Genomic DNA, 24850 nt, shown 5'->3' on the forward strand with positions numbered 1-24850 from the left:
TATTTGTTATCTGCTTGTGAATAATTCATAAGAAACCTAGAGTTTAAGCGGCTTCCGTTATAAAATAGACGGTCTTTTTGGTGATAACGCGGAGTCGCGAGTGAGTGGGTCTCTTTGGCAACAAATCTTAGTACGTTTACAAGATGAATTGCCGGCAACAGAATTTAGTATGTGGATCCGACCACTGCAAGTTGAGCAAGACGCAGAGTTATTGGTGTTATACGCACCAAACCGTTTTGTATTGGATTGGGTTAAAGATAAGTACTTGATCCGAGTGAATGCTTTACTCGAAGAGTTTTGCGGAAGTGATAAACCAAGTTTACGCTTTGAAGTAGGCAGTAAGCCAGTTAGCCGAACTTTATCTAATCCGGTCAAAGCTGATCCTGTTCAAGCCGGAGCTAGTGCTGCACCAGTTAATCAAAACTATAGTGGCAAGAGCTGGGATAAAGAACCGGCGGTCAAGTCTGCCTTAGAAGCAAATCATCGAAACAATATTAATGCGACTTACCAGTTCGACAACTTTGTTGAAGGTAAGTCTAACCAGTTAGCGCGCGCCGCAGCCACTCAGGTTGCCAATAACCCAGGCGGAGCATATAACCCACTATTCTTATATGGTGGCACTGGCTTGGGTAAAACCCACCTATTACACGCAGTGGGTAATGGCATTATCGCCAATAAAAAGAATGCTAAAGTAGTGTATATGCACTCTGAGCGCTTCGTTCAAGATATGGTAAAAGCTTTACAAAACAATGCAATAGAAGACTTTAAACGTTACTACCGCAGCGTAGATGCTTTGCTTATCGATGACATTCAGTTTTTTGCAAATAAAGAACGCTCGCAAGAAGAATTCTTCCATACCTTTAATGCCTTACTAGAAGGTAACCAGCAAATCATCTTAACCAGCGACCGTTACCCTAAAGAAATTGACGGAGTAGAAGATCGCTTAAAGAGTCGTTTTGGTTGGGGCTTAACAGTAGCCATTGAGCCGCCAGAGCTGGAAACGCGCGTTGCAATCTTAATGACTAAAGCGAATGAAAATAATATTCGCTTGCCAGACGAAGTGGCCTTTTTCATCGCTAAACGCTTGCGTTCAAATGTCCGTGAGCTAGAAGGGGCATTGAACCGGGTTATTGCAAATGCCAACTTCACTGGACGGGCGATTACCATCGACTTCGTTCGAGAGGCACTGCGAGATTTACTAGCACTTCAAGAAAAGTTGGTAACTATCGATAATATTCAAAAAACAGTAGCTGAATATTACAAGATTAAAGTGGCTGATCTGTTGTCTAAACGGCGCTCTCGCTCAGTCGCTCGACCACGGCAGTTGGCGATGGCTTTAGCTAAAGAGCTTACTAACCATAGTCTGCCAGAAATTGGCGATGCCTTTGGTGGTCGTGACCATACAACGGTGCTACACGCCTGTCGTAAGATTTCTCAACTTAAAGAAGAAAGCCACGACATTAAAGAAGATTACCAGAATTTAATTCGTACATTATCGTCATAATCGGAGAGGCGTGACTAGGTATGCAATTTAGTATTAACCGGGAACAACTGCTTAAACCTTTACAGCAAGTTAGTGCTGCTTTAGGTGGGCGTCCAACTATTCCTATTTTGGGTAATGTTTTGTTGGATATCAGTAACCAACAGTTGTCGATTACAGGTACTGATATGGAAGTTGAGCTTATCGCCACACTTCCGCTAGAAAGCGCGGTAAATGAAGGGCGAGTAACCGTACCGGCTAAAAAGTTTGTAGATATTTGTCGTGGATTGCCTGACGGTTGTGAAATCAGCTGTAAAGCTGACGATAATCGCTTGGTGCTTCGCTCAGGGCGCAGTCGCTTCTCTCTTGCGACTTTGCCGGCTAACGATTTTCCAAACATTGAAGACTGGCAAAGCCAGCAAATAATTCAGTTAACTCAAGGTCAGCTGAAGAATCTTATTGATAGCACCCAGTTTTCTATGGCCAGTCAGGACGTTCGCTACTACCTAAATGGTATGTTGTTTGAGACTGACGAAAAGGGCTTAAAAACTATTGCTACAGATGGACACCGCTTAGCTTTGGCTGAACAACGTTTAGAGCAGCCTTTGCAAGCTCAACAAGTTATTGTTCCGCGTAAAGGTGTGATTGAACTTGCGCGAATGCTAGAGCACGAAGACCAGTTAGTTGAATTGCAAATTGGTAGCAATAATATTCGAGCCAGTGTTCAAGGTTTTACCTTTACCAGTAAATTGGTAGACGGTCGTTTTCCAGATTATCGTCGCGTTCTTCCTGCTAATAGTGATAAAGCATTAATCTCCGGGCGCGATGAACTTAAACAAGCTTTCTCGCGTGCAGCTATTTTATCTAACGAGAAGTTTCGCGGTGTTCGCTTGCAGCTAGAATTTGGAAGCTTGAAGATAACCGCAAATAACCCTGAGCAAGAAGAAGCTGAAGAAATCTTGGATGTGGATTATCAAGCCGAAGATTTAGAAATAGGCTTCAATGTTGTTTATGTTTTGGATGTATTGAATGCACTGAAGTGCGAGCAAATCAGAATCAATATGAGCAATAGCAATAGCAGCGCCTTAATTGAAGATGCTGAGCAAACAGGCAAAGCTATGTACGTTGTTATGCCAATGCGTTTGTAATGTCTTGTAGCAAATGCAAATTCAAAGCTTAGGTTTACAAAATTTTAGAAATATAAAGAGTGCCAACCTAGTCCCTAACCCCAAACTCAATGTGATCTTGGGGCAAAATGGCAGCGGTAAAACCAGCGTACTAGAAGCTATTTACTATCTAGGTTTTGGACGCTCTTTTAGAAGTAATAGACCCAGTAAAGTCATTACTTATCAGCAAGACAGTTTTGTTGTATTTGCTCAATTAGACGAACACAAAATTGGATTACAAAAGTTTAAAGGTGGTGACACTGCCTTAAGGATCAACAAGGAAACAATTAGAAGCCAAGCCGTGCTAGCTTCATTATTGCCTTTACAGATCCTGCACCCTGAAGGATACGGCTTGGTTGATGGTAGTCCTAAACATCGACGAGCTTATTTGGATTGGGGAGTGTTTCACGTGGAACATCAGTTTCACGTCGCTTGGCAAAACTACAAGCGGATATTGAAACAACGAAATGCTTTGTTGAAACAGACAAGGCAATATCAAGATTTGCAGTTTTGGGATAAGCAGTTAGTTGAACTTGCCTTAGTGGTAAGTGAACAACGAAAAAAGTATGTAGAAAGCATAAGGGATACCCTGGTTAAATTGGTTACAGAGTTTCTACCAGAATACCAGTTTGATATGACTTTCTATCAAGGATGGGACGATAAAGCTGCTTTAGAAGATTTGCTAAAGCAAAGCTTTGAGAGAGACCGCTTGCTGGGGTATACCCAGTATGGACCTCACAAAGCAGATTTGAAGTTTAAGTTTGATGGCATAAATGCAGTTGACGTAATTTCAAGAGGGCAGTTGAAGCTGTTTGTGTGCGCATTAATATTAGCGCAAGGGCAACATGCTCAGCAAACTAGTGGAAAGAAAACTGTCTACCTAATTGACGATTTTGCTGCAGAACTAGATATGTCTAAACGACAGTTGTTAGCTAAGTGCTTACAACACAATGGGTCTCAAGTGTTTGTTTCCGCGATTGAGGAGCAGATGCTAGATGGATTTGATTTAGAAGGATGCACAATGTTTCACGTGGAACATGGTGTTATCAGCGACTATAAAACGAGAGTAAAACATGGCTGAAAATGAATATGGCTCATCGAGTATCAAGGTACTAAAGGGCCTTGATGCAGTAAGAAAACGTCCTGGGATGTATATTGGCGATACCGACGATGGCTCAGGTTTGCATCACATGGTCTTCGAAGTTGTAGATAACTCTATTGATGAAGCATTGGCTGGCCATTGTTCTGATGTTGTCGTGACAATTCACAACGACGGATCGGTTTCAGTATCAGATGATGGTCGTGGTATTCCAGTAGATATTCACCCTGAAGAGGGGGTGTCTGCGGCAGAAGTAATCATGACGGTTCTGCATGCGGGCGGTAAATTTGACGATAACTCTTATAAAGTATCGGGCGGTTTGCACGGTGTAGGTGTATCGGTAGTTAATGCACTATCTATTAAGCTACAGCTAACGGTTAAACGTCAAGGGCATGTTTACGAGCAGTTTTATACTTTAGGTGAACCAGATGCTCCGTTAGCTATTGTTGGTGATACTGATAAAACCGGTACCGAGTTGCGCTTTTGGCCGAGTGACGAAATCTTCTCAGATACTAAGTTCCACTACGACATTCTTGCCAAACGTTTACGCGAATTGTCATTCTTGAACTCGGGTGTATCTATCATTCTTAAAGACGAGCGTGATGATAAACAAGATCACTTCCGTTATGAGGGTGGTATTCAAGCATTTGTATCCTACTTAAATACCAACAAAACACCTATCCACGATAAAGCTTTTAGCTTTAACTTCCAGCGCGATGATGGCATCGCGGTTGAATTGGCTATGCAGTGGAACGATGGTTTCCAAGAAAATATATACTGTTTTACTAACAATATTCCTCAACGTGATGGTGGTACTCACTTAGCTGGATTTAGATCTGCGCTAACTCGTACGCTAAATAGTTACATGGAAAAAGAAGTTAGTAAGAAAGACAAAAGCAATGCTACCGGCGATGACGCTCGTGAAGGCTTAACGGCGGTTATCTCGGTTAAAGTACCTGATCCAAAATTCTCTAGTCAAACTAAAGACAAGTTAGTTTCTTCTGAAGTGAAATCGGCAGTTGAACAAACCATGGGTGAAAAGCTGAGTGAGTACTTATTAGAAAACCCACAAGAAGCTAAAATCATCACGCAAAAAATTATTGATGCAGCTCGTGCTCGTGAAGCGGCGCGTAAAGCACGTGATATGACACGTCGTAAAGGCGCCTTAGATTTAGCTGGCTTACCTGGTAAATTAGCTGACTGTCAGGAGAAAGACCCAGCGCTTTCTGAACTATACATAGTGGAGGGTGACTCTGCGGGTGGTAGTGCGAAACAAGCTCGTAACCGTAAGAACCAAGCTATTCTTCCACTTAAAGGTAAGATTTTAAATGTGGAAAAAGCGCGCTTTGATAAGATGTTATCTTCTCAGGAAGTGGCAACACTGATCACTGCAATGGGTTGCGGTATTGGCCGTGATGAATACGATCCAGATAAAACGCGTTACCACAACATCATCATCATGACCGATGCTGATGTCGATGGCTCGCATATTCGTACGCTGCTATTGACCTTCTTCTACCGTCAAATGCCAGAAATCATTGAACGCGGATACATCTACATTGCTCAGCCTCCTTTATATAAAGTGAAGAAGGGTAAACAAGAGCGTTACGTAAAAGATGAAGAGTCACTCACTGAATACCTAACTACCTTGGCACTAGATAACTCTGGTTTATATGTTAACCCAGAGGCACCTGCCATTGGTGGTGAAGCCCTAGAAAGTTTAGTAACTCAATATCGCCGTGTTTGGAAAAACAACGAGCGTTTAGCGCGTCGTTACCCAATATCATTATTAAGCCAAATGGTTTATCAGCGTGCGCTTAATGTTGAAGAACTAAAAGATGCAGAAGCTTTAGAGCAATGGTCTGAAGAGCTTATTGCTCCAGTTAATGCAGAGCTTCCTAGCGGTAACTACTACACAGTTGAGATAGAAAAACACGAAGAGCGTGATATCTATTACCCTGTTGTAACACTGCGCCAACATGGTGTGGATGTAAGCTTTAAGTTTGAGCCTGAGTTCTTTGCTTCTAATGATTATAAAGATATCTGTAGCCTTTACGATAATCTTAATAACCTAATAGAAGAGGGTGCTTACGTTAAACGTGGTGAGAAGACTAAACCGGTTAGCAGTTTTGAAGAAGCGCTTAACTGGCTAATGGCTGAGTCGCGTCGTGGTCTATACATTCAACGTTATAAAGGTTTGGGCGAAATGAACCCAGACCAACTTTGGGAAACCACCATGGATCCTGAAACACGTCGTATGTTGAAAGTAACTGTTGAAGACGCCATTGCTTGTGACCAACTGTTCACTACCTTAATGGGTGACCAAGTTGAGCCGCGCCGTAACTTTATTGAAGACAACGCGCTAAACGTTGAAAACTTAGACGTATAATCTAAACGTTAAAAAGTAGCATCTAAAAAAGGCAATATGAAAATATTGCCTTTTTTGTATCTGTTGCACTTGAAAGCCAATACAGCAGCCCCATATATAGTAATAACAGGATGCCACAACGGTGGGTCGTGTTAAGAAAGGGACGCAGCAAGGTGCTGGTCCAATACAATTTATTGCTCAATGAGGATAATATACTATGCGTAATCAATACGACTTTTCACCACTTTATCGCACTGCTATTGGTTTTGATCGTTTGGCTAACTTTATCGAAGCTGCATCAAACCAAAGCGCTCAAGCTCAGAACAACGGTTACCCTCCATACAATATTGAAGCGGTAGATGAAAACAACTACCGAATCACTTTAGCTGTTGCCGGGTTTGCAGAAGACGAGCTTTCAATAGTAGCTCAAGAGAATGCATTAATTGTAACGGGTACTAAACAGAAGAAAGCTAGCCAAGTTAAGTTTTTACACCAAGGTATCGCAGAGCGCGGCTTTGAGCGTAAATATCAAATTGCTGACCATGTAAAAGTTAAAGCAGCTAACTTGGAAAATGGGCTTTTGTTTATTGATCTAGAGCGAGAGATCCCTGAAGCACTTAAGCCTAAGCAAATACCTATTAACGGTAAGCTAAATGTTGAAACTTTAGATGCTAAACCTGCTTAAGTACTACATGTTGTGATAAAGAATGAAAAGGGCCAATAGGCCCTTTTTTTATTAGCGAGTTAATCTGCCAGTAATGGATTTACTACATTAGCCAATATCTCAATGCCCCGTTTTACCTGGGCTTCGTCTTGAGCAAAGTTAAGGCGAATACATTCTTGAGTATGTCGCCAATCTTTATCAATACCAGGGAAGAAGTAACTGCCAGGTACTATTAGCAAGCCATTTTCTTTTAACTGCTGGTAAAGTTGCTTGTCAGTTATCGTTAAACCTTCAAACCAAAGCCACAAGAACATTGCGCCTTCAGATTTATGTATTCGAAATTTACTAGAAGGTATAGCAGCTTGAAGCCAGCTGATCGCTTGTTGTGATTTCTCTTGGTAAAAGGGCTTGATTACATGGTTACTGGCGTCCAGTAAGCTATTGTCTTTAAGCATCTCATTAGCTAAAGCGGGGCCCACGCCTCCAGGCGACAAATTAATAATCCCCGACAAATTAGATACTGCTTTGATTGTTTCTGGCTTAGCGATAACAATGCCGCAGCGGGTACCAGGCAAACCTAGTTTGGATAAGCTTAAACAGAGTATGGTATTGCTGTCCCAAAATGGCTTTGCCCCTTCGGTGAATACTAAGTTGGGGAAGGGCAGTCCGTAGGCATTATCAATCAATAGTGGTACTTGATGCTGCTTGGCAAGTGCCGAAAGCTTGTTGATTTCGTCATTGGTAATGACATTGCCGGTAGGATTGGTGGGGCGTGAGACACAAATGAGACCAACACTTTCATCAATTGTTAAGTGTTCAAAATCAACGTGATACTTAAACTGTCTATCAGCCAAATACTCGATGCTAGGTTTATTACCAATAAATAAGTCTTCGTCTATTCCGCTGTCTTCATAGCCGATATATTCAGGAGCAAGCGGGAATAATACTCGCTTATTGGTCTTGCCTTTACCTGCAAATAAATTAAAAAGAAAGAAAAATGCACTTTGACTACCGTTGGTGAGTGCAATATTCTCCATATTTATGTCCCAGTGGAATTCATTTCTAAAAAAATTCGCAAGGTTGGATATGAAGTTCTTGTTACCCTGTGGGGCATCATAGTTACATAGTGCAGCCAGTAAGCTTTTATTACTTATGCCAGCTTGAAGGTGCTGTTCAAAGATTGCGTTCATTTCGGGAATCTGCGCAGGATTACCGCCGCCTAACATTATCATTTCATCACCCGCTCGGATCCCTTCATCAAGGTCATCCATCAGTTGAGTAATGCCTGAATGGCGAGTGAATTTGTTGCCAAAATTTGAATATGTCATAACACACCTTTTAAGCTGAGGCGTCACCTTAACAAAGTTTGCTTTTGAATAGCAATTGTCATTACAGAACAAATTCCAGCCGAGTTTGTCTGTGTTGTATGCAATAAAAAAGCGGCTTAAGTAAGCCGCTTTTGTTTTAGTGCTGGGTGAGTTTATTTAGCTTGTTGGCCTACATAAACCACAACCACCGCATCATCTCCCTTGCGACGTTCAAATACGTAAGGAGCGGCATTTAACTGCTTGTGCTCACCACTACCAACAGCTTGGTGGCGCTTACGGAACTGCAGAAGTTTTTGCCAGTGATTGTGCACCGCTAAACGTTGTTCATCGTTTAACTGCTCCCAATTCATATCTGAACGGGTTGCTTGGTGTTTATCTGAGCTACGAGGGCCTTTTTCTCGAGCGCTCTCATCACCATAGTAAACTTGTACCGCGGTAGGCATTAACAAGAAGGCTGAGCCAAGTTGTTTCTGCTGCTCCAAATCCTTGCTGATGGTACCAAAGGCTAACCTAGTATCATGTGATGATACATAGCTTAGAACCTTGCCATCGCGCTTTCCTAGCACGTCTGCGTAGCGTTGATAGCCATCTTGCATGTTAGACAAACAGTTCATACCTTTTTTAGCTAGGTCGGTTTGGTAAGTGAAATCGATCAGTGAATCAAAGCCGGCGTCAAATAGGCGCGAGTTATTCAAGCCTTGGCCCCAAAACTCACCAGTCATCCAAAAGTCATTGTCATCAAGTACTTTATCAGGGTTGTTTTGTTTCCATTCAGCAAAGGCTTTACTAGAAGCTAATTTCAAGGCTTGCCATGCTTCAGGCTCAACGTGTTTAACGGTGTCTGCACGGAAACCGTCAATACCATATTCACGTACCCAGTCCGATAACCAAGTGACCAAGTAGTCTCTCACTGTAGCACCGGGGATTTCGACTGCTTTAGTATCAGCTTTGTTTTTGTAGAAGGGCGGCAAGCCTACAACATTATCTGACTCTGTTTTAAAGTCAGGTAAGTAGGCTAGTGACATTTCCAAATCGCTTGGGCCTGGGTTAGGGTAGCCAGAAATATCTGTTCGTACCCAATCAGGTCCCCACCACTTCACCCATTCGGTGCGATTTCCATAATCGATATAGTCGTTAAAACTATGCCAAGTTTCGCCTTTACCGGGTGTCCAGTCGGTCCATTTCTTACCTAAGTAGTTTTCAATAGGAACGTCGTATTCTTGAGTAGCACCAAAGCCAAACTCTTGCATGTCACTCAAGGTTGCGTAACCAGTGTGATTCATCACAATGTCCATGACTACCCGAATGCCTCGAGCATGGGCATCGTCTACGAACTGCTTAAACTCTTCCGCTGTACCCATGTTTTGGTCCATTACGGTGTAGTCTTGCACGTAGTAGCCGTGGTAACCGTAATGCTTAAAGTCGCCTCGCATACCGCCGCCAACCCAACCGCGGATTTGCTCGTAAGGTGCAGTGATCCAGATAGCGTTGATACCTAAATCTTCAATGTAATCGAGCTTTTTACTCAGGCCGGAAATGTCGCCGCCATGGAAGGTACCAATTTCATTTTTGCCGTCTTTGCTACGACCATAGCTATTATCATTGCTTGGGTTGCCGTTGTAGAATCGGTCTGTCATAACAAAATAAACAGAGGCGCTGTCCCAGCTAAATTCATCGGCTTTTTTACCCACAGATTCTAGTAGTAGTAAGCCGCCACTTTCGGGTGAGGGAGTAAAAGTTACTTTACCTTGATAAACGGTACTCATTTGACCGCTATAAAAATCTTTAACAGCGGTGCCTTCTTCAAAGCTTTCACTTACATCTACCGTTACGGGCTGACCATCCCATTGTAGACATTGTGCGCTTTGAGCAAGTGCTTCGCTTGAGCTGCTAGCTGCTGCGCTAGTGTTCGCCTCGTTTGACGCACACCCAGCTATTGCCATGCTGACTAAACAACCAAGCAGGGCGGGTTTAATGACTTGTTGCATTGCTTACATCCATATCGTTATTGCTGTTGACCGAAAAAAAAAGCCCCAAAGAGGGGCTTATATAGAAAGTAAGCGGGGCTTACATTTCTACTTTTTCGATGTAAACAACTGGTAATTCTTCAGTCCAGTCTAGGAAGAAACGGTAAACACCATCTTCTTCTGGAGTGAACTTGAAGTTATCAAATGCTGAACATTTGTTAGATTGACGACGCTCGCCAAGTTTGATGTCTGCTTCTCCAGATAGGAAACCGAAGTTAGTACCACATTGCCATGCAGCATCACCAAATTTCCACTCGTAAGGTTGGCCGTCAGCGATTAGTGGCTCGTCAGCAGCTGAAGTAGCGAACCATACGTTTTCTTTACCTTCAACAGGCTGAAGTTTGAACTGAGGATCTGCATCCCACCATGTGAATACACCACGTAGGTATACGTCACGAGTTAGTTTTCCTTCGCCGCCACCAGAGGCACAGCCTGCTGCAATTACGGTGATTAGCGCTAGCACACCTGCTTTCATGATATTTTTAAGCATTTCCAATTCCTTTCTATTTTTATAGCTTTCCTTTGTCTTTGCAGACAAACATTACGTAATGAGCTGAACTCGAGTTTATTTATAACGAAGCTGGGCGAGAAAAAACGTGCCAAGCTCACACTACCATGCTGAAAAGGATTTCAAGAAAAGGCTGATTTTACTAAAAGAGTTAAGTGGATCAAAAAAAGCCGCATCCCTTGCTTGGATGCGGCTTTTATATTGCGCAGACTTGGCTTGTAGACTACTGAATCACAGAGATGTCAGCAATTTCTAAAAACAACTCTCGCAGCGAGTTTAATAGGCTTAAACGGTTAATTTTTAGCGCGTCTTCATCGCTCATTACCATCACGTTATCAAAGAAGTTATCTACAACTTCACGTAGCGTGGCCAACTCAATTAATGCTGCTTGGTAGTCGCCGTTTTCCAATAAAGGTTTTAAGCTGTTTTGCATGGCTGAAATAGCTTCAGCTAGCGCCTTTTCCTGTGGCTCTTTTAGCAAGCTGCTATCAATTTGCGGTTTAACAAAATCTGGGTTTTTAGCCAAGATGTTTGATACACGTTTATTCGCTGCTGCTAAAGCTTGAGCTTGCTCTAAAGAGCGGAAGTGGCTTACTGCTTTAACGCGTTGCTCAATGTCTGCTGGTTTAGTTGGTTTACGTTCTAATACCGCAGTGATAACGCTGGCGTCAATTCCTTGCTCAAGATACATAGCGCGCAAGCGAGCATAGACAAACTCAATAAGTTGGCCATGTACTTTAGCTTGTTGCTCTTGGTTTAATTCAAGCGGCAATAGCAACAGGGCACTGTTAATTAGCGTATCTAAATCTAGTTCAAAGCCTTTGTCTTGAATGATGCGAATAATGCCTAAACTGGCACGACGAAGGGCAAATGGGTCTTTGTCGCCTTTAGGTAGCTGGCCTATTGCAAAAATACCCACCAAGGTATCTAGCTTATCGGCAATGGCTACTGCTGAAGCAACTTTAGATTCTGGTAATTTGTCACCAGAAAAGCGTGGCCAGTATTGCTGGTTAAGCGCATTGGCTACGTCTTCGTGTTCACCATCAAACTTAGCGTAGTACATGCCCATAACACCTTGGATGTCTGGGAACTCGAGTACCATTTCGCTGTTTAAGTCAGCTTTTGATAGCAAACCAGCTCGTTGAGCGTGTTGGCTATCACCGCCAATTTCTGCGGCAATTTGTGCAGCTAGCTCTGAAACGCGATTAGCTTTGTCGAGTAGGCTGCCTAATTTTTGTTGGAATACAACATTGGCAAGCTTATCTAGGCGCGAGTCTAAACGTGATTTTTTATCGGTCTCAAAGAAGAACTCTGCATCAGCAAGGCGAGGGCGAACAACTTTCTCGTTACCTTCTATAACTTGCTGAGGGTCTTTACTAACAATGTTAGATACAAAGATAAAACGTGGTAATAAGTTACCCTTGGTATCTAAAATCGGGAAGTATTTCTGATTGTCCTTCATGGTATAAATTAGCGCTTCAGCAGGAACTTCCAAGAATTTCTCTTCGAAACTACCTACCATGGCTACTGGCCATTCAACCAAAGAACATACTTCTTCAAGTAATGCTTCATCCATTTCCACTACGCCGCCTTCTCGGGCTGCTTCAGCTTCAATTTGCTCGCGAATAATAGCTTTGCGTTGCTGGTAATCAACAATCACTTTGCCGCGGCGATCTAGCTGTTTAACGTAGTCGTTAGCATGGTTTAGTTCGAACTCAGCTTCACCCATAAAGCGGTGGCCGCGCACGGTACGGGCTGATTCAATACCCAGAATATTGCCTTGAACCAACTTTTCACCGTATAGCATGGTGATGGTATGAACCGGGCGAATGAACTGCGTGCTTTTAGCACCCCAGCGCATAGGCTTTGGAATTGGCAGCTTGGCTAAACCGTCAGCCACAATGTCTGGGAACAATTGATAAATGCTTTGACCACTTATTTCAGCTTTGTGTAGTAGCCATTCGCCTTTATCGGTTTTTAAACGCTCTGCTTGCTCAACGGTAATACCATTTGAACGCGCCCAACCTTCGGCGGCTTTAGTCGCATTGCCGTTGGCATCAAAGGCGCTGCTAATTGCCGGTCCGCGCTTTTCTACTACCTTATCTGGGGTATGTTCACTCAAATTTTGAATGCTTAGTGCTAGGCGACGCGGTGCGGCAAACCATTCAACACTAGTAAATTCAAAACCGGCTTTTTCTAAACTTTGTTGTACGTTGCTTTTAAAAGACTCTGCCAAGCCGCGTAAGGCTTTAGGTGGCAACTCTTCGGTGCCGATTTCTACTAATAGGTTTTCGTTACTCATGCTGCCTCCGTTACTTTTTGTCTTTGCATAATGGGAAACCAAGCTCTTCGCGAGCACTGTAATACGTTTCAGCTACGGCTTTAGAAAGGGTTCTAACGCGTAGGATGAAACGTTGACGTTCGGTTACCGATATAGCGTGGCGAGCATCAAGTAGGTTGAAGGCGTGTGACGCTTTCATTACCTGTTCGTAAGCAGGCAATGGTAAGCCTGCTTCGATTAATTTTTGGCTATCTTTTTCACACTGGTCAAACTGCGCAAATAAGGCGGTAGTGTCGGCATGTTCGAAGTTGTAAGTGGATTGCTCAACTTCGTTTTGGTGGAAAACATCACCGTAGGTGATTTTACCCATTGGGCCGTCTGTCCACACTAGGTCGTAAATGCTGTCTACGCCTTGAATGTACATGGCTAAGCGCTCTAAACCGTAAGTGATTTCGCCTGTTACCGGTGAACACTCTAAGCCGCCTACTTGTTGGAAGTAGGTGAACTGAGTGATTTCCATACCGTTAAGCCAGATTTCCCAGCCCAGACCCCAAGCACCAAGGGTTGGCGATTCCCAGTTGTCTTCAACAAAGCGAATGTCGTGAACTTCGGGGTTAATACCAAGCTCAACCAAAGAGCCTAGGTAGAGCTCTTGAATGTTGTCTGGCGAAGGCTTCATTACTACCTGAAATTGGTAATAGTGCTGCAAGCGGTTAGGGTTTTCACCATAGCGGCCATCGGTAGGGCGGCGACATGGTTGTACATACGCACTAGACATCGGCTCTGGACCGATAGAGCGCAAAAAGGTTTGCGGATGAAAGGTGCCAGCACCTACTTCCATGTCTAAAGGTTGAACAATAACGCAGCCTTGGCGGGCCCAGTAGTCCTGTAAGGCCAAAATAAGGCCTTGAAAGGTTTTAATATCGTATTTATGCATGATTAGTGTCGCGCGTATGAAAAATAATCGGTTTTATAACTGACGGAGTATACCCTAGCAAGCAGGCAGACCCTAGTGCTGTTGCACCGGGAATTGCTGATAAATTAGACTTTTTTGAAAAAACTAAGCTAACTGCCTTTCTTGATCAAATACTGAAACGGCGTTTGGTCAGTTTTTTTAGCCACTAAGGTGTGATCCATAAATTCACAGAAGCTCACCATATCGCGGGTGGTGGATGGATCGTCGGCTTGCACTAACAAGGTTTCGCCAATATCTATGTTGCGGATGGCTTTGCGAACCATCATAACCGGTTCGGGACAACGTAAACCTATGGCATCTAGCTGGTGATCGGCTTGCTTGAACTCTATGTTATTACTCATTTTACTGCGGTCTCTTAGTGCTACAGCGCTATTGTATACCAGCTAAAAGCGAGGTGTCAGCTGTCAACTTTGACCATTGTGTAGTGAGTGAACAATATGGCAGTGAAATAAGGTATAGAAAACCAACAAAAAAGAGGTCGAAGCCTCTTGTTGCTAGGGTCTGTTGATCTTTGGTGTTGAAATTTTGTTCGAGATAAGCGGGCCTTAATCGCGGCGAGCACTTAGAGGCCTAGTGGGCTAAGTAAGAAGTGCTTAACAAAGAGTAAAGCCCGCTTATCCGAACCCTTCGGGTAGCATTTCTTAGCCATTTATTCAGCGTTAGCGAGTGATTATTAAGCGCACTTAACTGCACACTCACTGCCTTGCCTAAATGGCTAATAAATTGATGCAAAAACCATCAGCAAAGATCAACAGACCCTATTGTATTACTTAGCGTATTCGCTGTTCGTTATTAGGGTCAAAAAACACTGCGCTCGACATATCAAACATCAAGTCTAGGTTTTCGCCCATCACAGCTGGTTTATCGGGGTCTAAACGGCAGCTTATTTCCTTGTCGTTTAATGATACCAAGGCAATTGTGTCGGGACCTGTAGGTTCTAATACCCCAAGTTTTAAGTTTAAGGTGGTCACCAAGGCTTTATCTTTCTTGTAAGGATTTACATGGGTGATTTGCTCTGGACGAATGCCGACCACTACAGACTTTCCAGCGTATTTTGCAAGGTGTTCAGGCAGCGGGATTTTATGCGATTTTTGTTGGTCACAAGTTAAGGAACCCACTAAGCCCTGTTCGCTTTGCTCCACACTACAGTGTAAAAAGTTCATCGCAGGCGAGCCCATAAAACCGGCAACAAACATGTCTGCTGGGTCGTTATAGATCTCCGAAGGTGAGCCTAACTGAAGTAGCTGGCCATCTTTCATCACGGCGATGCGGTCGGCTAAAGTCATGGCTTCAATTTGATCGTGAGTTACATAAACGATGGTGGTGCCCAAGCGCTGGTGTAACTTCTTAATCTCATGGCGCATTTCAACCCGAAGTTTGGCATCTAGGTTACTCAAGGGCTCGTCAAACAAGTAGATCTTGGGTTGGCGAGCTAAGGCGCGGCCCATTGATACACGCTGCTGTTGACCTCCAGAAAGTTGCGAAGGTTTACGATCTAATAGATGTTCAATTTGCAGTAACTGGGCAACCCGAGTGATTTCCTTATCGCGCTCTGGTTTATCCATCTTTTGAATTTTTAAGGCAAACTCAATATTGCCGCGCACCGTCATGTTGGGATACAAGGCATAAGACTGAAACACCATCGCGATATCGCGGTCTTTAGGGTCTACATCGTTAACCACTTTGCTATCAATGCAGATGTCTCCGGCAGTAATTTCTTCTAGGCCGGCAATCATATTCATTAGGGTGGATTTACCGCATCCCGAGGGGCCGACTAAGATTAGAAACTCTCCCGACTCAATGGAGATATTAATATCTTCTAGGGTATTGGGACCGTTTTTACCGTAGCGCTTGTAAAGTTGTTTTATATCTAGGGTCGCCATTGTTTTTATCCTTTTACTGAGCCAGCAGTTAAGCCGCGCACAAAATATTTTCCTGCTACAACATAAACAAATAGGGTAGGTAACGCGGCGATAATCGCGGCGGCCATGTCTACGTTGTATTCTTTAACACCAGTACTGGTGTTTACTAAGTTGTTTAACGCCACGGTTATAGGCTGCGAGTCTGAGCCCGAATACACCACGCCAAATAAGAAGTCGTTCCATATCTGGGTAAACTGCCAAATGATGCAAACCATGATGATTGGTTTGGAGATAGGCAGCATTATTTTGAAGAAAATGGTGAAGAAGCCTGCGCCATCTAACTTAGCTGCCTTTACTAGTTCCCCTGGTACCGATACATAGAAGTTACGGAAGAACAGGGTAGTAAATACCAAGCCATAAACCACATGCACAAATACTAAACCGGTGGTGGTATTGGCTAAGCCAAATTTACCTAAGGTGGCTGCCATAGGGAGCAAAATTACCTGGAAGGGAATAAAGCAGCCAAATAGCATTAAGGCAAAAAACAAGTTTGAACCTTTAAAACGCCAATGAGCAATGACATAGCCGTTTAAAGCGCCGATCAGGGTAGAGATAAATACTGCAGGAATGGCCATTTTAAAGGAGTTCCAGAAGTAGCCTTTAACCCCTTCACAAGTTACCCCTGTACAGGCGCTTCCCCAAGCTTTAAACCAAGCTTCAAATACCCATACTTCTGGCAGCGACAACAGGTTGCCGCCACGAATATCCGGTAGGGTTTTAAACGAGGTTAATAGCATTACCAGTAGCGGCATTAAATAAATGGCACAAAACAATATTAAGATGAAGTAGATGAACAAACGTCCCGGAGAAAATTTAGTCATGATTATTGCTCCCGGTTACGCAGTTCAGAGTATAAATACGGCACGAGTATCGCGAGTACGCCGCCTAACATCATCATGGCGCTGGCCGCACCTAAGCCCATTTGTCCGCGAGTAAAGGCGTGGGTATACATAAACAGTGCTGGTAAATCCGAGGAATAACCCGGTCCGCCAGAGGTTAGGGCGGTTACTAAGTCAAAGCTCTTAATCGCAATGTGTGAGGTGATAATTACCGCACTAAAGAACACCGGGCGCAGGCAAGGAAGTATGATTTTCCAGTAAATGGTCGGCATGCTAGCGCCATCAATTTGCGCCGCTTTAACAATGCTTGAGTCGATGCCACGCAGGCCAGCCAGAAACATCGCCATTACAAAGCCGGAGGATTGCCAAACGGCTGCAATAACTAAGGTATACACCGACATGTCATTGCTCACCAGCCAGTTGAATTCAAAGCTGGTCCAGCCCCAGTCGTGCATCATTTTTTCTAAACCTAAACCTGGGTTTAGTATCCATTTCCACGCAGTACCTGTCACAATAAATGACAGCGCCATCGGGTAAAGGTAAATAGTGCGGATCGCGCCCTCTTGGCGAATATTCTGATCGAGGAATATTGCTAACAAGGTGCCTAAAATAATTGAGATGATGATAAACAATACACCAAAAATCAGCAGGTTAATGCAGGAGGTCACCCAGCGGTCATTTTCCATTAATTTTTGGTATTGCAGTAAACCCGCCCACTTAAAGTTGGGTAAAAAGCGTGAATGGGTTAACGATAGGTAGCCAGTCCAAGCTACGTAGCCATAAATACATACTGTAACCAGAAATATCGACGGTGACAGAATGATTTTAGGCAACCATTTTTGCAGAGTATTAAACATAGTACAGCCTCGTTCGAACTCCGTGTTCAAACTAACAAGGGATAGCAAAGGTAAGCTCCGGCTGGTCAGCCGGAGCTTTAAGGCTTATTTAGCGGCTCTAACTACGCGCGCTAATTTAGTTACTGCTTCTTTAGGGTCACCATCTGGATCGTTAAAGAAGTTAGTCACCACGTCATATATCGCACCTTGAACGTAGCCTGTGGTTGCTAAACCGTGTGCCATACTTGGCACGAGGTCACCCGATTGATTACTGGCTTTAAAGGTAGCCATCGAATCTAAAGCACAGCTGTCAAACTTGCTCATGTCCATATCGGTACGAACCGGAATAGAGCCCTTGTTTAAGTTAAATACTTCTTGGAACTCAGGAGTAAGAATGGTTTTAGCTAAGGCTTTTTGCGCTGTAACATTGTCGCTTTTGCTTAGTTCAAACATGGCAAAGCTGTCGATGTTAAAGGTAAATTGGCCGTCGGTGCCTGGTGCTGGTAAACAAACGAAGTCTTTGCCTGGTACTTTACCTGCAGCAACAAATTCACCCTTCGCCCAGTCACCCATAATCTGCATGCCGGCTTGGCCATTAATTACCATGCTGGTAGCAATGTTCCAATCACGGCCTGGTGAGTCGCTATCGATGTAGTTACTCATTTTTTTGAAAACGGTAAATACTTCAACCATTTTGTCGCTGCTAAGTACTGCATCGTCGTGCATCACAAAAGCTTTGTTGTAGTCTTCAGAGCCTAAAATATCTAAGGCTACCGCTTCAAATACTGTGGCGTCTTGCCAAGCTTGACCGCCGTGAGCTAAAGGAATAATGCCCGCCGCTTTTAGTTTTTCTGCAGAAACAAAAAACTCATCCATAGTGGTAGGGATTTTGGCGCCCGCTTTTTCAAATACTGCTGGGTTAGCCCATAACCAGTTTACGCGATGCACGTTTACCGGAACGGCTACATAGTCGCCGTTAAACTTCATTACGTTAGTTACTACCGCTGGAACAACTTCATCCCATTTCTCGGCTTTAGCTACGTCATTCAAGTTACTTAAAAATCCAAGATCTGCCCATTCTTGAATGTCGTGACCTTTGATTTGTGCTGCTGCTGGTGGGTTACCAGAGATCGCGCGAGTTTTTAGTACTGTCATCGCACTTTCACCACCGCCACCGGCTACAGCAAAGTCTTTCCAAGAGTGTCCTTGGGCTTCTAACATTTCTTTTAGCACGCCTACAGATTTGGCTTCACCACCTGAAGTCCACCAATGAAGAACTTCTACTTCCCCTGCATAAGCAAGGTTAATAGCGCTAGTAAGTGCCAGGGTAGAGGCGAGAGTTGCAAATTTACGCATATTGATGCCTTTGTTATTTTTTTGTGAATTCCATTCCTTATTTCACCAATCTTACTGCGCTGATTGGCTACTAATTAGACTAGATGAAACAGCTTGATAACAAAGTAACCTTTTGTAACGGAGTTGTTACAAAAGGCTTATTTAATGTGAGGTAGTTGGAGTTTTACTTCTAAACCCCCTTGAGGGAGGTTTTGTAGGGTGATGTCACCACCATGAGCATGGGCAATATTGCGGGCAATACCTAAGCCTAAACCAGAGCCAGAATCGTCTTTGCTTAATCGTACGTAAGGGTTAAATACTTCTTTAATTCGCTCTTCCGGAATACCAGGGCCATGGTCAACAAATAACAAACAAAGCTCGGCATCATCATCAAGCAAATAAATCTCAATATCGTTGCCGTACTTAATGCCATTTTCTACAAGATTGCTGATGCAGCGCTTTATCGCTAGCGGCTTTCCGCGATAAGGATTGTCAGTTTCACCAAATACCACTACTTTGCCTAAGAACGGTTCAATGCAGTGTTTTAAGTGAGTCATTATATTGATATCACTTAAGTTTTCATGAATATCGGTATCTTTAACTGTTTGCAGCGCACCTTTTGCCATGATCTCTAACTCGTCTAGATCACGGTTAAAGGCATCAATTATCTTCTCATCATCAAGCAATTCAGCGCGCAGACGCAGTCGCGTAATCGGCGTTTTTAAGTCGTGAGAAATAGAGCGAAACAGTAGTTCCCGATCTTCAATATAACGTTTCAGTTTTCCCTGCATGGTATTAAAAGCGCGGGTGGCTTTGCGAATTTCATCGCTGCCTTCTTCCACCAATGGAGGTTGAAACAAATCGATAGTTAAACGCGAAGCCGCTTTGGCTAAACGGCGTAGTGGGCGAGTTTGGCGGCGAACTAAAATAAAGGTGAATAGCAGTAAAAAAAAGGTCATCAAGGCGATGAACATGATGCGATCTTGCGGTAATAAGTTGTCTTGCAAACTCATATAAGGCGCGGGCAAGAGCGCCGCTAAGTAAATCCATTCGCCACTTTCCAGCTCTATTTGAGTCACCAAAATAGGTGGATTAAGCGGTTGAATTTGTAAGGTATGTGATGCCCAAGAAGAGGGTAAGTCTTTAAGTAATATATCGTTTTTTAGTACATGTAGCTTGTCAGGCATAGAAAAGTCTACATCGATCATCGGGCTGCGATTGAGCTCGCGATGCAGTACTTCCCCCACGGTTTGAATCACAATGTTCTTGCGATGACTATCGGGGATGGATTCTATTTCAATGTATTCTTGATTGAGTGAGACAAAGAAGCGAGTGCCGCCCATTTTGCGCAACTGATTAAGCACAATGTGGCGATACTCTGAGGGTAAAGACTCAAAAAAGGTCACTGTTGAGGCTAAACTCAAGGCGAGGTTTTGCGAGGTTGAACGCAAACCATCGGACTCAGACTGGCGTAATTGGTAAAACCAGATAAAGCTGCTGGCACCTTGGGCTAAGCCAATTGCTAATAACAATAGCAGTAGCATTCTCGCTAGTAAGGAGTTGGGTTTTATCCGGTTTAGAAAGGCCTTAAACTTCATGGCTCACTTGCGTCACCATCATGTAACCCACACCTCGAATGGTTCTAATTAAGCGGGTATTGCTGCCATCATCTTTAAGGCGCTGGCGCAAACGACTAATTTGCACATCTATACCACGTTCCATAGGCAAGCTTTCGCGTCCGCGGGTAGCGTCGCTAATGGTATCGCGATCGAGGGTTTCATTGGGGTGCTGCAAAAATAGTTGCAATAGGCGATAGTCGCTGCTGGACAATTCCAGCTTATCACCGTCTTCATGCTCAAGTTGCTGGGTTTGGCTGTCTAAGCGCCACTGACCAAAGCGAATATAACGGGTATTTTGCTGGGCATTGGCAGTGACTTGAGAGCGGCGCAATAAAGCCTTTACTCGAGCAAGCAGCTCTCTAGGGTTAAAAGGCTTACCAATGTAATCATCTGCACCGAGCTCTAAACCAACAATTCGGTCCATTTCATCGGAGTTGGCGGTGAGCATGATAATCGGCACATTAGAGGTGCGACGAATTTTTTGGCACAGGGTAAAGCCATCGTCACCGGGCAACATTATATCTAGAATGATTAACTCAGGGTCGTTGCTCTCTAACAACTTTGCCATCTCTTCACCGTCGTTGGCGCTAATTACGTCAAAACCTGACTTACTTAAATATTGTTCAAGTAAGCTGCGAATTTCTAAGTCATCATCCACAACCAATAACTGTTTAGCTAAAACCATGAGTCTCAATTCTGTCGTTCGAAGAGTGTATGGCTATAGAATAACAAACTACGGGCTTGGGAAAAACGCCTGCTCTGCTTAAGTAAAAAAAATGGGAGCTCAAGGCTCCCATTTTGTTACTCAAGATTTATCAGCTTAAGGGCGTTCAAACACCGTGGCGATGCCTTGGCCTAAACCAATACACATGGTGGCAACACCAAGTTTGGCGTCTTTGGCTTCCATTAAGTTAATTAAGGTGGTTGAGATACGGGTACCTGAACAGCCTAGCGGGTGACCCAAGGCAATCGCGCCACCGTTTAGGTTTACCTTATCGTCCACTTGATCCAGCAAGCCTAAATCTTTTACGCAAGGTAGCGACTGTGCTGCAAAGGCTTCGTTAAGCTCAAATAGGTCGATATCTTCAACTTTTAGTCCGGCACGTTTAAGTGCTTTTTGGGTCGCTGGCACTGGGCCGTAACCCATAATCGACGGATCGCAGCCCGCAATGGCCATAGAGCGTACTTTCGCGCGTACCGTTAAACCAAGCTCAGCGGCTTTTTCTGCCGACATCACTAACATGGCCGATGCGCCGTCTGATAGTGCTGAAGAGGTACCCGCGGTCACCTTACCGTTAGCTGGGTCAAATACCGGACGTAATTGAGACAAACCTTCGGCTGTGGTTTCTGGGCGAATAACTTCATCGGTTTCAATTAGCTTTAGGGTGCCATCGGCATCGTGGCCTTCCACTGGGAAGATTTCACTAGTGAAGCGACCTTCTAAAGTAGCTTGATGGGCTAAGCGGTGCGAGCGAGCACCAAATTCGTCCATCGCTTCACGACTAATGCCGTGCATTTGCGACAGCAATTCTGCAGTTAAGCCCATCATGCCTGCCGCTTTGGCTACCGATTTTGCCATTCCTGGGTGAAAGTCTACCCCGTGGTTCATTGGCACGTGACCCATGTGTTCAACCCCACCAACGATGAAAACATCACCTTGGTCGGCCATAATAGCGCGAGCTGCATCGTGCAAGGCTTGCATCGACGAGCCACACAAGCGGTTAACGGTTACGGCACCGGTTGAGTGAGGTAGGCCTGCTAACAGCGCGGCATTACGTGCTACGTTAAAACCTTGTTCTAGGGTTTGTTGTACACAGCCCCAGTACACGTCTTCAATATCATTTGGGTCAAGTTTAGGGTTACGTTCAACTAAACCTTTCATTAACTGAGCAGATAAATCTTCGGCACGTACATTTCTAAAACAGCCATTTTTTGAACGGCCCATTGGAGTACGAATACAATCAACAATCACTACTTCTTTCATTTTATATTCCTCCATTAGCCTTGCTTGCCGTAGTAAGTTTCACCTGCCGCTGCTTTGGCGCGCAAGCTGTCGGTCACTTGATAAAGTGGACCTAGTTCAGCGTATTGATCTGCTAAAGCTACGTAGTTATCTAAGCCCATGGTATCTAAGTAGCGGAATACGCCGCCGCGGAAAGGTGGGAAACCTAAGCCATAAACCAGCGCCATATCGGCTTCGGCAGGGCTTTGAATAATGCCTTCTTCTAAACAGCGCACCACTTCGTTAATCATTGGAATCATCATTCGGGCAATAATCTGCTCACTGCTGTAGTCGTAACGTTCTTTGCAAATTTTGGTGAGCAAATCATAGCTGGCCGGATCGGCATCTTTCTTCGGTTTACCTCGGCGGTCTTTGGTATAGGCGTAAAATCCTAAGCCATTTTTCTGACCAAAGCGTTCAGCTTGGTACATAACATCAATCGCATCTTCGCCGGTTTTGCTCATGCGCTCAGGGAAGCCGTTAGCCATTACTGCGCCAGCATGGTGGCCGGTATCAATACCTACCACATCAAGCAGGTAAGCTGGGCCCATCGGCCAACCGAATTGCTTCTCCATGATTTTGTCTACTTTTACAAAATCAGCGCCATCTTGAAGTAGGCGAGTAAAACCAAAGAAGTAAGGGAACAATACACGGTTTACAAAAAAGCCTGGGCAGTCATTAACTACCACCGGGGTTTTGCCCATTTTGGCAGCGTAAGCTACTACGCTATCGATGGTTTCTTGAGAGGTCTTTTCACCGCGAATAACTTCAACCAATGGCATACGATGCACTGGGTTGAAGAAGTGCATGCCACAGAATTTTTCTGGGCGAGCTAGATTTTTAGCCAATAGTGAAATAGGAATAGTGGAAGTATTTGAGGCCACAATGGTGTCGGCAGAGACTTTCTGTTCCACCTCTTGTAGCACTGCTGCTTTAATCTTTGGATTTTCAACCACTGCTTCAACCACGATGTCGCTATTAGCGATAGACTCATAATTTAAGCTCGGGTTAATGGCTGAAAGGATTTTGCCCATTTTCAAACCATCTATGCGACCACGCTCTAACTGTTTGTTGAGTAACTTGCTGGCTTCATTCATACCAAGCTCAAGTGCTGCTTGGTTAATGTCTTTCATTACCGCGGGTACACCGCGGCTAGCGCTTTGATAAGCGATACCACCACCCATAATGCCAGCGCCTAGCACTGCTGCTTGATTAATGTTTTGGGCATTCTTCGATGCCTTTTTGGCTAAACCTTTAAGTTGTTGGTCATTTAAGAAAATGCCTACCAAGGCTTGAGCAACCTCTGATTTGGCTAAACCAATGAAGTATTTACCTTCTAGTGCTAAGGCTTCTTCACGTCCACAAGCGGCGGCCTTCTCCATGGTTTTAACTGCGGTGATGGGCGCGGGGTAGTGCGGGCCCGCTTTAGCGATAACCATGCCTTTGGCACAGTTAAAGCTCATCATCGCTTCAATTTTGTTTAGCGCAAGCGGTGAAAGCTTAGCTTGACGGCGGCTTTGCCAATCGATTTTTTCGTTTATCGCATCATTTAACATGCTTAGTGCAGCATCGTGTAAACGTTCAGCGGGGACTACCGCGTCTACCATGCCAAATTTTTGAGCTTCTGCTGCTTTGTAGTTTTTGCCAGTGGTGATCCACTCCATGGCGTTATCTGCACCAATTACTCGCGGTAATCTTACGGTGCCACCAAAGCCGGGCATGATACCTAATTGGGTTTCTGGCAAGCCAATTCGTGCACTTGGCTCTGCAATGCGTAAGTCGGTTGAAAGGATAAACTCGCAGCCGCCACCTAGTGCGTAGCCATTAATTGCTGAAACGGTAGGTACAGGCAGATCTTCTAGGGCGTTAAAAATGTCATTGGCTTTGGTTAGCCAAGCGCCAAGTTCTGCTTCGGGTAGCGCAAATAGGCCTAAAAATTCAGTGATATCTGCACCAACAATAAAGGCGTCTTTTGCTGAACTAAGTAGTAAGCCTTTTAGCTCTGTTTGCTGTTGCAATGCGCTAATGGCTTCATCCAGTGACACTAAAGTGCTTTTATCTAGCTTGTTAACACTTCCTTGCTTGGCATCGAATGTTAGTTCAGCGATACCGTCGGCAATATAGCGAACACTAAGGTTCTCGCCTTGATATATCATTCTGCTCTCCTTGTTGCTGGTGTGCATTGCACCAGTTTTGTGTAGGGGTTAGAGATAGTTGTAATCAATTTGTTACTCAAACATTAAAACAAATATAACACCCATTTAAAACACTTGTTTGATATTTTGTTGCTTGCCGCACAAAACTGGCTGTAAAGCTGTGCGCTATATCCTTAATAAATCGTCAATTAACTGCTCTAGATCCAACAATATGTTTATTAAATGCGCTATAACTAAATAGCTA

General features: G+C 44.1%; 19 protein-coding genes. 5 read left to right on the forward strand and 14 right to left on the reverse strand.

From position 1 onward, the window contains the following. The first annotated feature begins 100 nt into the window (after positions 1-100). The 5 genes from dnaA to K5609_RS00025 all read left to right on the forward strand — a co-directional run bounded on the left by dnaA (position 101) and on the right by K5609_RS00025 (position 6798). Entirely contained in the window at positions 101-1504 is a 1404-nt protein-coding gene (gene dnaA / locus K5609_RS00005; protein WP_163134311.1) for a chromosomal replication initiator protein DnaA, read from the forward strand. A 20-nt stretch (positions 1505-1524) separates the two neighbouring features. Then, entirely contained in the window at positions 1525-2628 is a 1104-nt protein-coding gene (dnaN, locus tag K5609_RS00010; RefSeq protein WP_221075440.1) for a DNA polymerase III subunit beta, read from the forward strand. 13 nt (positions 2629-2641) lie between these two features. Continuing rightward, the gene (gene recF / locus K5609_RS00015) at positions 2642-3727 is read left to right on the forward strand and encodes a DNA replication/repair protein RecF (RefSeq protein ID WP_221075441.1); all 1086 of its coding nucleotides are present in this window, start codon (positions 2642-2644) and stop codon (positions 3725-3727) included. Continuing rightward, on the forward strand, positions 3720-6134 hold the full coding sequence (gene gyrB, locus K5609_RS00020; RefSeq protein ID WP_221075442.1) for a DNA topoisomerase (ATP-hydrolyzing) subunit B: 2415 nt from the start codon (positions 3720-3722) through the stop codon (positions 6132-6134). The genes recF and gyrB overlap by 8 nt, the downstream gene beginning before the upstream one ends. Positions 6135-6330: 196 nt before the next feature. Further along, a complete protein-coding gene (locus tag K5609_RS00025) occupies positions 6331-6798 on the forward strand; it encodes an Hsp20 family protein (RefSeq protein ID WP_221075443.1) in 468 nt (155 codons plus the stop codon). Between the two features lie 59 nt (positions 6799-6857). Here the strand turns inward: K5609_RS00025 and K5609_RS00030 are convergent, their stop codons facing one another. The 14 genes from K5609_RS00030 to fadB form a co-directional block, all read right to left on the reverse strand. Further along, positions 6858-8105, reverse strand: a complete 1248-nt coding sequence (locus K5609_RS00030; RefSeq protein WP_221075444.1) for a valine--pyruvate transaminase — start codon at positions 8103-8105, stop codon at positions 6858-6860. Between the two features lie 152 nt (positions 8106-8257). Continuing rightward, positions 8258-10093, reverse strand: coding sequence for an alpha-amylase (locus tag K5609_RS00035; RefSeq protein WP_221075445.1), 1836 nt, complete (start codon positions 10091-10093; stop codon positions 8258-8260). Between the two features lie 79 nt (positions 10094-10172). After that, positions 10173-10622: an early set domain-containing protein gene (locus K5609_RS00040; RefSeq protein ID WP_221075446.1), complete on the reverse strand. Its 450-nt coding sequence runs from the start codon at positions 10620-10622 to the stop codon at positions 10173-10175. Between the two features lie 241 nt (positions 10623-10863). After that, positions 10864-12942: a glycine--tRNA ligase subunit beta gene (glyS, locus tag K5609_RS00045; RefSeq protein ID WP_221075447.1), complete on the reverse strand. Its 2079-nt coding sequence runs from the start codon at positions 12940-12942 to the stop codon at positions 10864-10866. Positions 12943-12952: 10 nt separating this feature from the next. Continuing rightward, a complete protein-coding gene (glyQ, locus tag K5609_RS00050; RefSeq protein ID WP_221075448.1) occupies positions 12953-13858 on the reverse strand; it encodes a glycine--tRNA ligase subunit alpha in 906 nt (301 codons plus the stop codon). A gap of 128 nt (positions 13859-13986) precedes the next feature. Then, positions 13987-14238 (reverse strand): sulfurtransferase TusA, encoded by a 252-nt coding sequence (gene tusA, locus K5609_RS00055; protein WP_221075449.1) that lies wholly within the window; start codon positions 14236-14238, stop codon positions 13987-13989. A 429-nt stretch (positions 14239-14667) separates the two neighbouring features. Continuing rightward, positions 14668-15780, reverse strand: a complete 1113-nt coding sequence (locus tag K5609_RS00060; protein ID WP_221075450.1) for an ABC transporter ATP-binding protein — start codon at positions 15778-15780, stop codon at positions 14668-14670. Positions 15781-15785: 5 nt separating this feature from the next. Next, positions 15786-16640: a carbohydrate ABC transporter permease gene (locus K5609_RS00065; RefSeq protein WP_016400293.1), complete on the reverse strand. Its 855-nt coding sequence runs from the start codon at positions 16638-16640 to the stop codon at positions 15786-15788. Between the two features lie 2 nt (positions 16641-16642). Further along, a complete protein-coding gene (locus tag K5609_RS00070) occupies positions 16643-17515 on the reverse strand; it encodes a carbohydrate ABC transporter permease (protein ID WP_016400294.1) in 873 nt (290 codons plus the stop codon). A gap of 84 nt (positions 17516-17599) precedes the next feature. Next, a complete protein-coding gene (locus K5609_RS00075; protein WP_221075451.1) occupies positions 17600-18850 on the reverse strand; it encodes an ABC transporter substrate-binding protein in 1251 nt (416 codons plus the stop codon). 137 nt (positions 18851-18987) lie between these two features. Then, on the reverse strand, positions 18988-20427 hold the full coding sequence (locus K5609_RS00080) for an ATP-binding protein (RefSeq protein WP_221075452.1): 1440 nt from the start codon (positions 20425-20427) through the stop codon (positions 18988-18990). Continuing rightward, complete coding sequence (locus K5609_RS00085) at positions 20417-21133, reverse strand: response regulator (RefSeq protein ID WP_221075453.1); 717 nt, start codon at positions 21131-21133, stop codon at positions 20417-20419. Before K5609_RS00085 ends, K5609_RS00080 begins: the two co-directional genes overlap by 11 nt. 135 nt (positions 21134-21268) lie before the next feature. Continuing rightward, positions 21269-22432, reverse strand: a complete 1164-nt coding sequence (gene fadA / locus K5609_RS00090; RefSeq protein ID WP_221075454.1) for an acetyl-CoA C-acyltransferase FadA — start codon at positions 22430-22432, stop codon at positions 21269-21271. A gap of 14 nt (positions 22433-22446) precedes the next feature. Then, positions 22447-24606, reverse strand: coding sequence for a fatty acid oxidation complex subunit alpha FadB (gene fadB, locus K5609_RS00095; RefSeq protein ID WP_221075455.1), 2160 nt, complete (start codon positions 24604-24606; stop codon positions 22447-22449). Positions 24607-24850 lie beyond the last annotated feature (244 nt).

It is taken from the genome of Agarivorans aestuarii (assembly GCF_019670125.1).
Classification (GTDB): Bacteria; Pseudomonadota; Gammaproteobacteria; order Enterobacterales; family Celerinatantimonadaceae; genus Agarivorans; species Agarivorans aestuarii.

Bases quoted from the DNA above. Each gene is read 5' to 3' on its own strand.
- K5609_RS00060 (WP_221075450.1), bottom strand. From the start codon at position 15,780: ATGGCGACCCTAGATATAAAACAACTTTACAAGCGCTACGGTAAAAAC.
- K5609_RS00025 (WP_221075443.1), top strand. From the start codon at position 6,331: ATGCGTAATCAATACGACTTTTCACCACTTTATCGCACTGCTATTGGT.
- K5609_RS00040 (WP_221075446.1), bottom strand. From the start codon at position 10,622: ATGCTTAAAAATATCATGAAAGCAGGTGTGCTAGCGCTAATCACCGTA.
- fadB (WP_221075455.1), bottom strand. From the start codon at position 24,606: ATGATATATCAAGGCGAGAACCTTAGTGTTCGCTATATTGCCGACGGT.
- glyQ (WP_221075448.1), bottom strand. From the start codon at position 13,858: ATGCATAAATACGATATTAAAACCTTTCAAGGCCTTATTTTGGCCTTA.
- glyS (WP_221075447.1), bottom strand. From the start codon at position 12,942: ATGAGTAACGAAAACCTATTAGTAGAAATCGGCACCGAAGAGTTGCCA.
- K5609_RS00070 (WP_016400294.1), bottom strand. From the start codon at position 17,515: ATGTTTAATACTCTGCAAAAATGGTTGCCTAAAATCATTCTGTCACCG.
- K5609_RS00065 (WP_016400293.1), bottom strand. From the start codon at position 16,640: ATGACTAAATTTTCTCCGGGACGTTTGTTCATCTACTTCATCTTAATA.
- K5609_RS00085 (WP_221075453.1), bottom strand. From the start codon at position 21,133: ATGGTTTTAGCTAAACAGTTATTGGTTGTGGATGATGACTTAGAAATT.
- K5609_RS00080 (WP_221075452.1), bottom strand. From the start codon at position 20,427: ATGAAGTTTAAGGCCTTTCTAAACCGGATAAAACCCAACTCCTTACTA.
- gyrB (WP_221075442.1), top strand. From the start codon at position 3,720: ATGGCTGAAAATGAATATGGCTCATCGAGTATCAAGGTACTAAAGGGC.
- recF (WP_221075441.1), top strand. From the start codon at position 2,642: ATGCAAATTCAAAGCTTAGGTTTACAAAATTTTAGAAATATAAAGAGT.
- dnaN (WP_221075440.1), top strand. From the start codon at position 1,525: ATGCAATTTAGTATTAACCGGGAACAACTGCTTAAACCTTTACAGCAA.
- fadA (WP_221075454.1), bottom strand. From the start codon at position 22,432: ATGAAAGAAGTAGTGATTGTTGATTGTATTCGTACTCCAATGGGCCGT.
- tusA (WP_221075449.1), bottom strand. From the start codon at position 14,238: ATGAGTAATAACATAGAGTTCAAGCAAGCCGATCACCAGCTAGATGCC.
- K5609_RS00030 (WP_221075444.1), bottom strand. From the start codon at position 8,105: ATGACATATTCAAATTTTGGCAACAAATTCACTCGCCATTCAGGCATT.
- K5609_RS00075 (WP_221075451.1), bottom strand. From the start codon at position 18,850: ATGCGTAAATTTGCAACTCTCGCCTCTACCCTGGCACTTACTAGCGCT.
- K5609_RS00035 (WP_221075445.1), bottom strand. From the start codon at position 10,093: ATGCAACAAGTCATTAAACCCGCCCTGCTTGGTTGTTTAGTCAGCATG.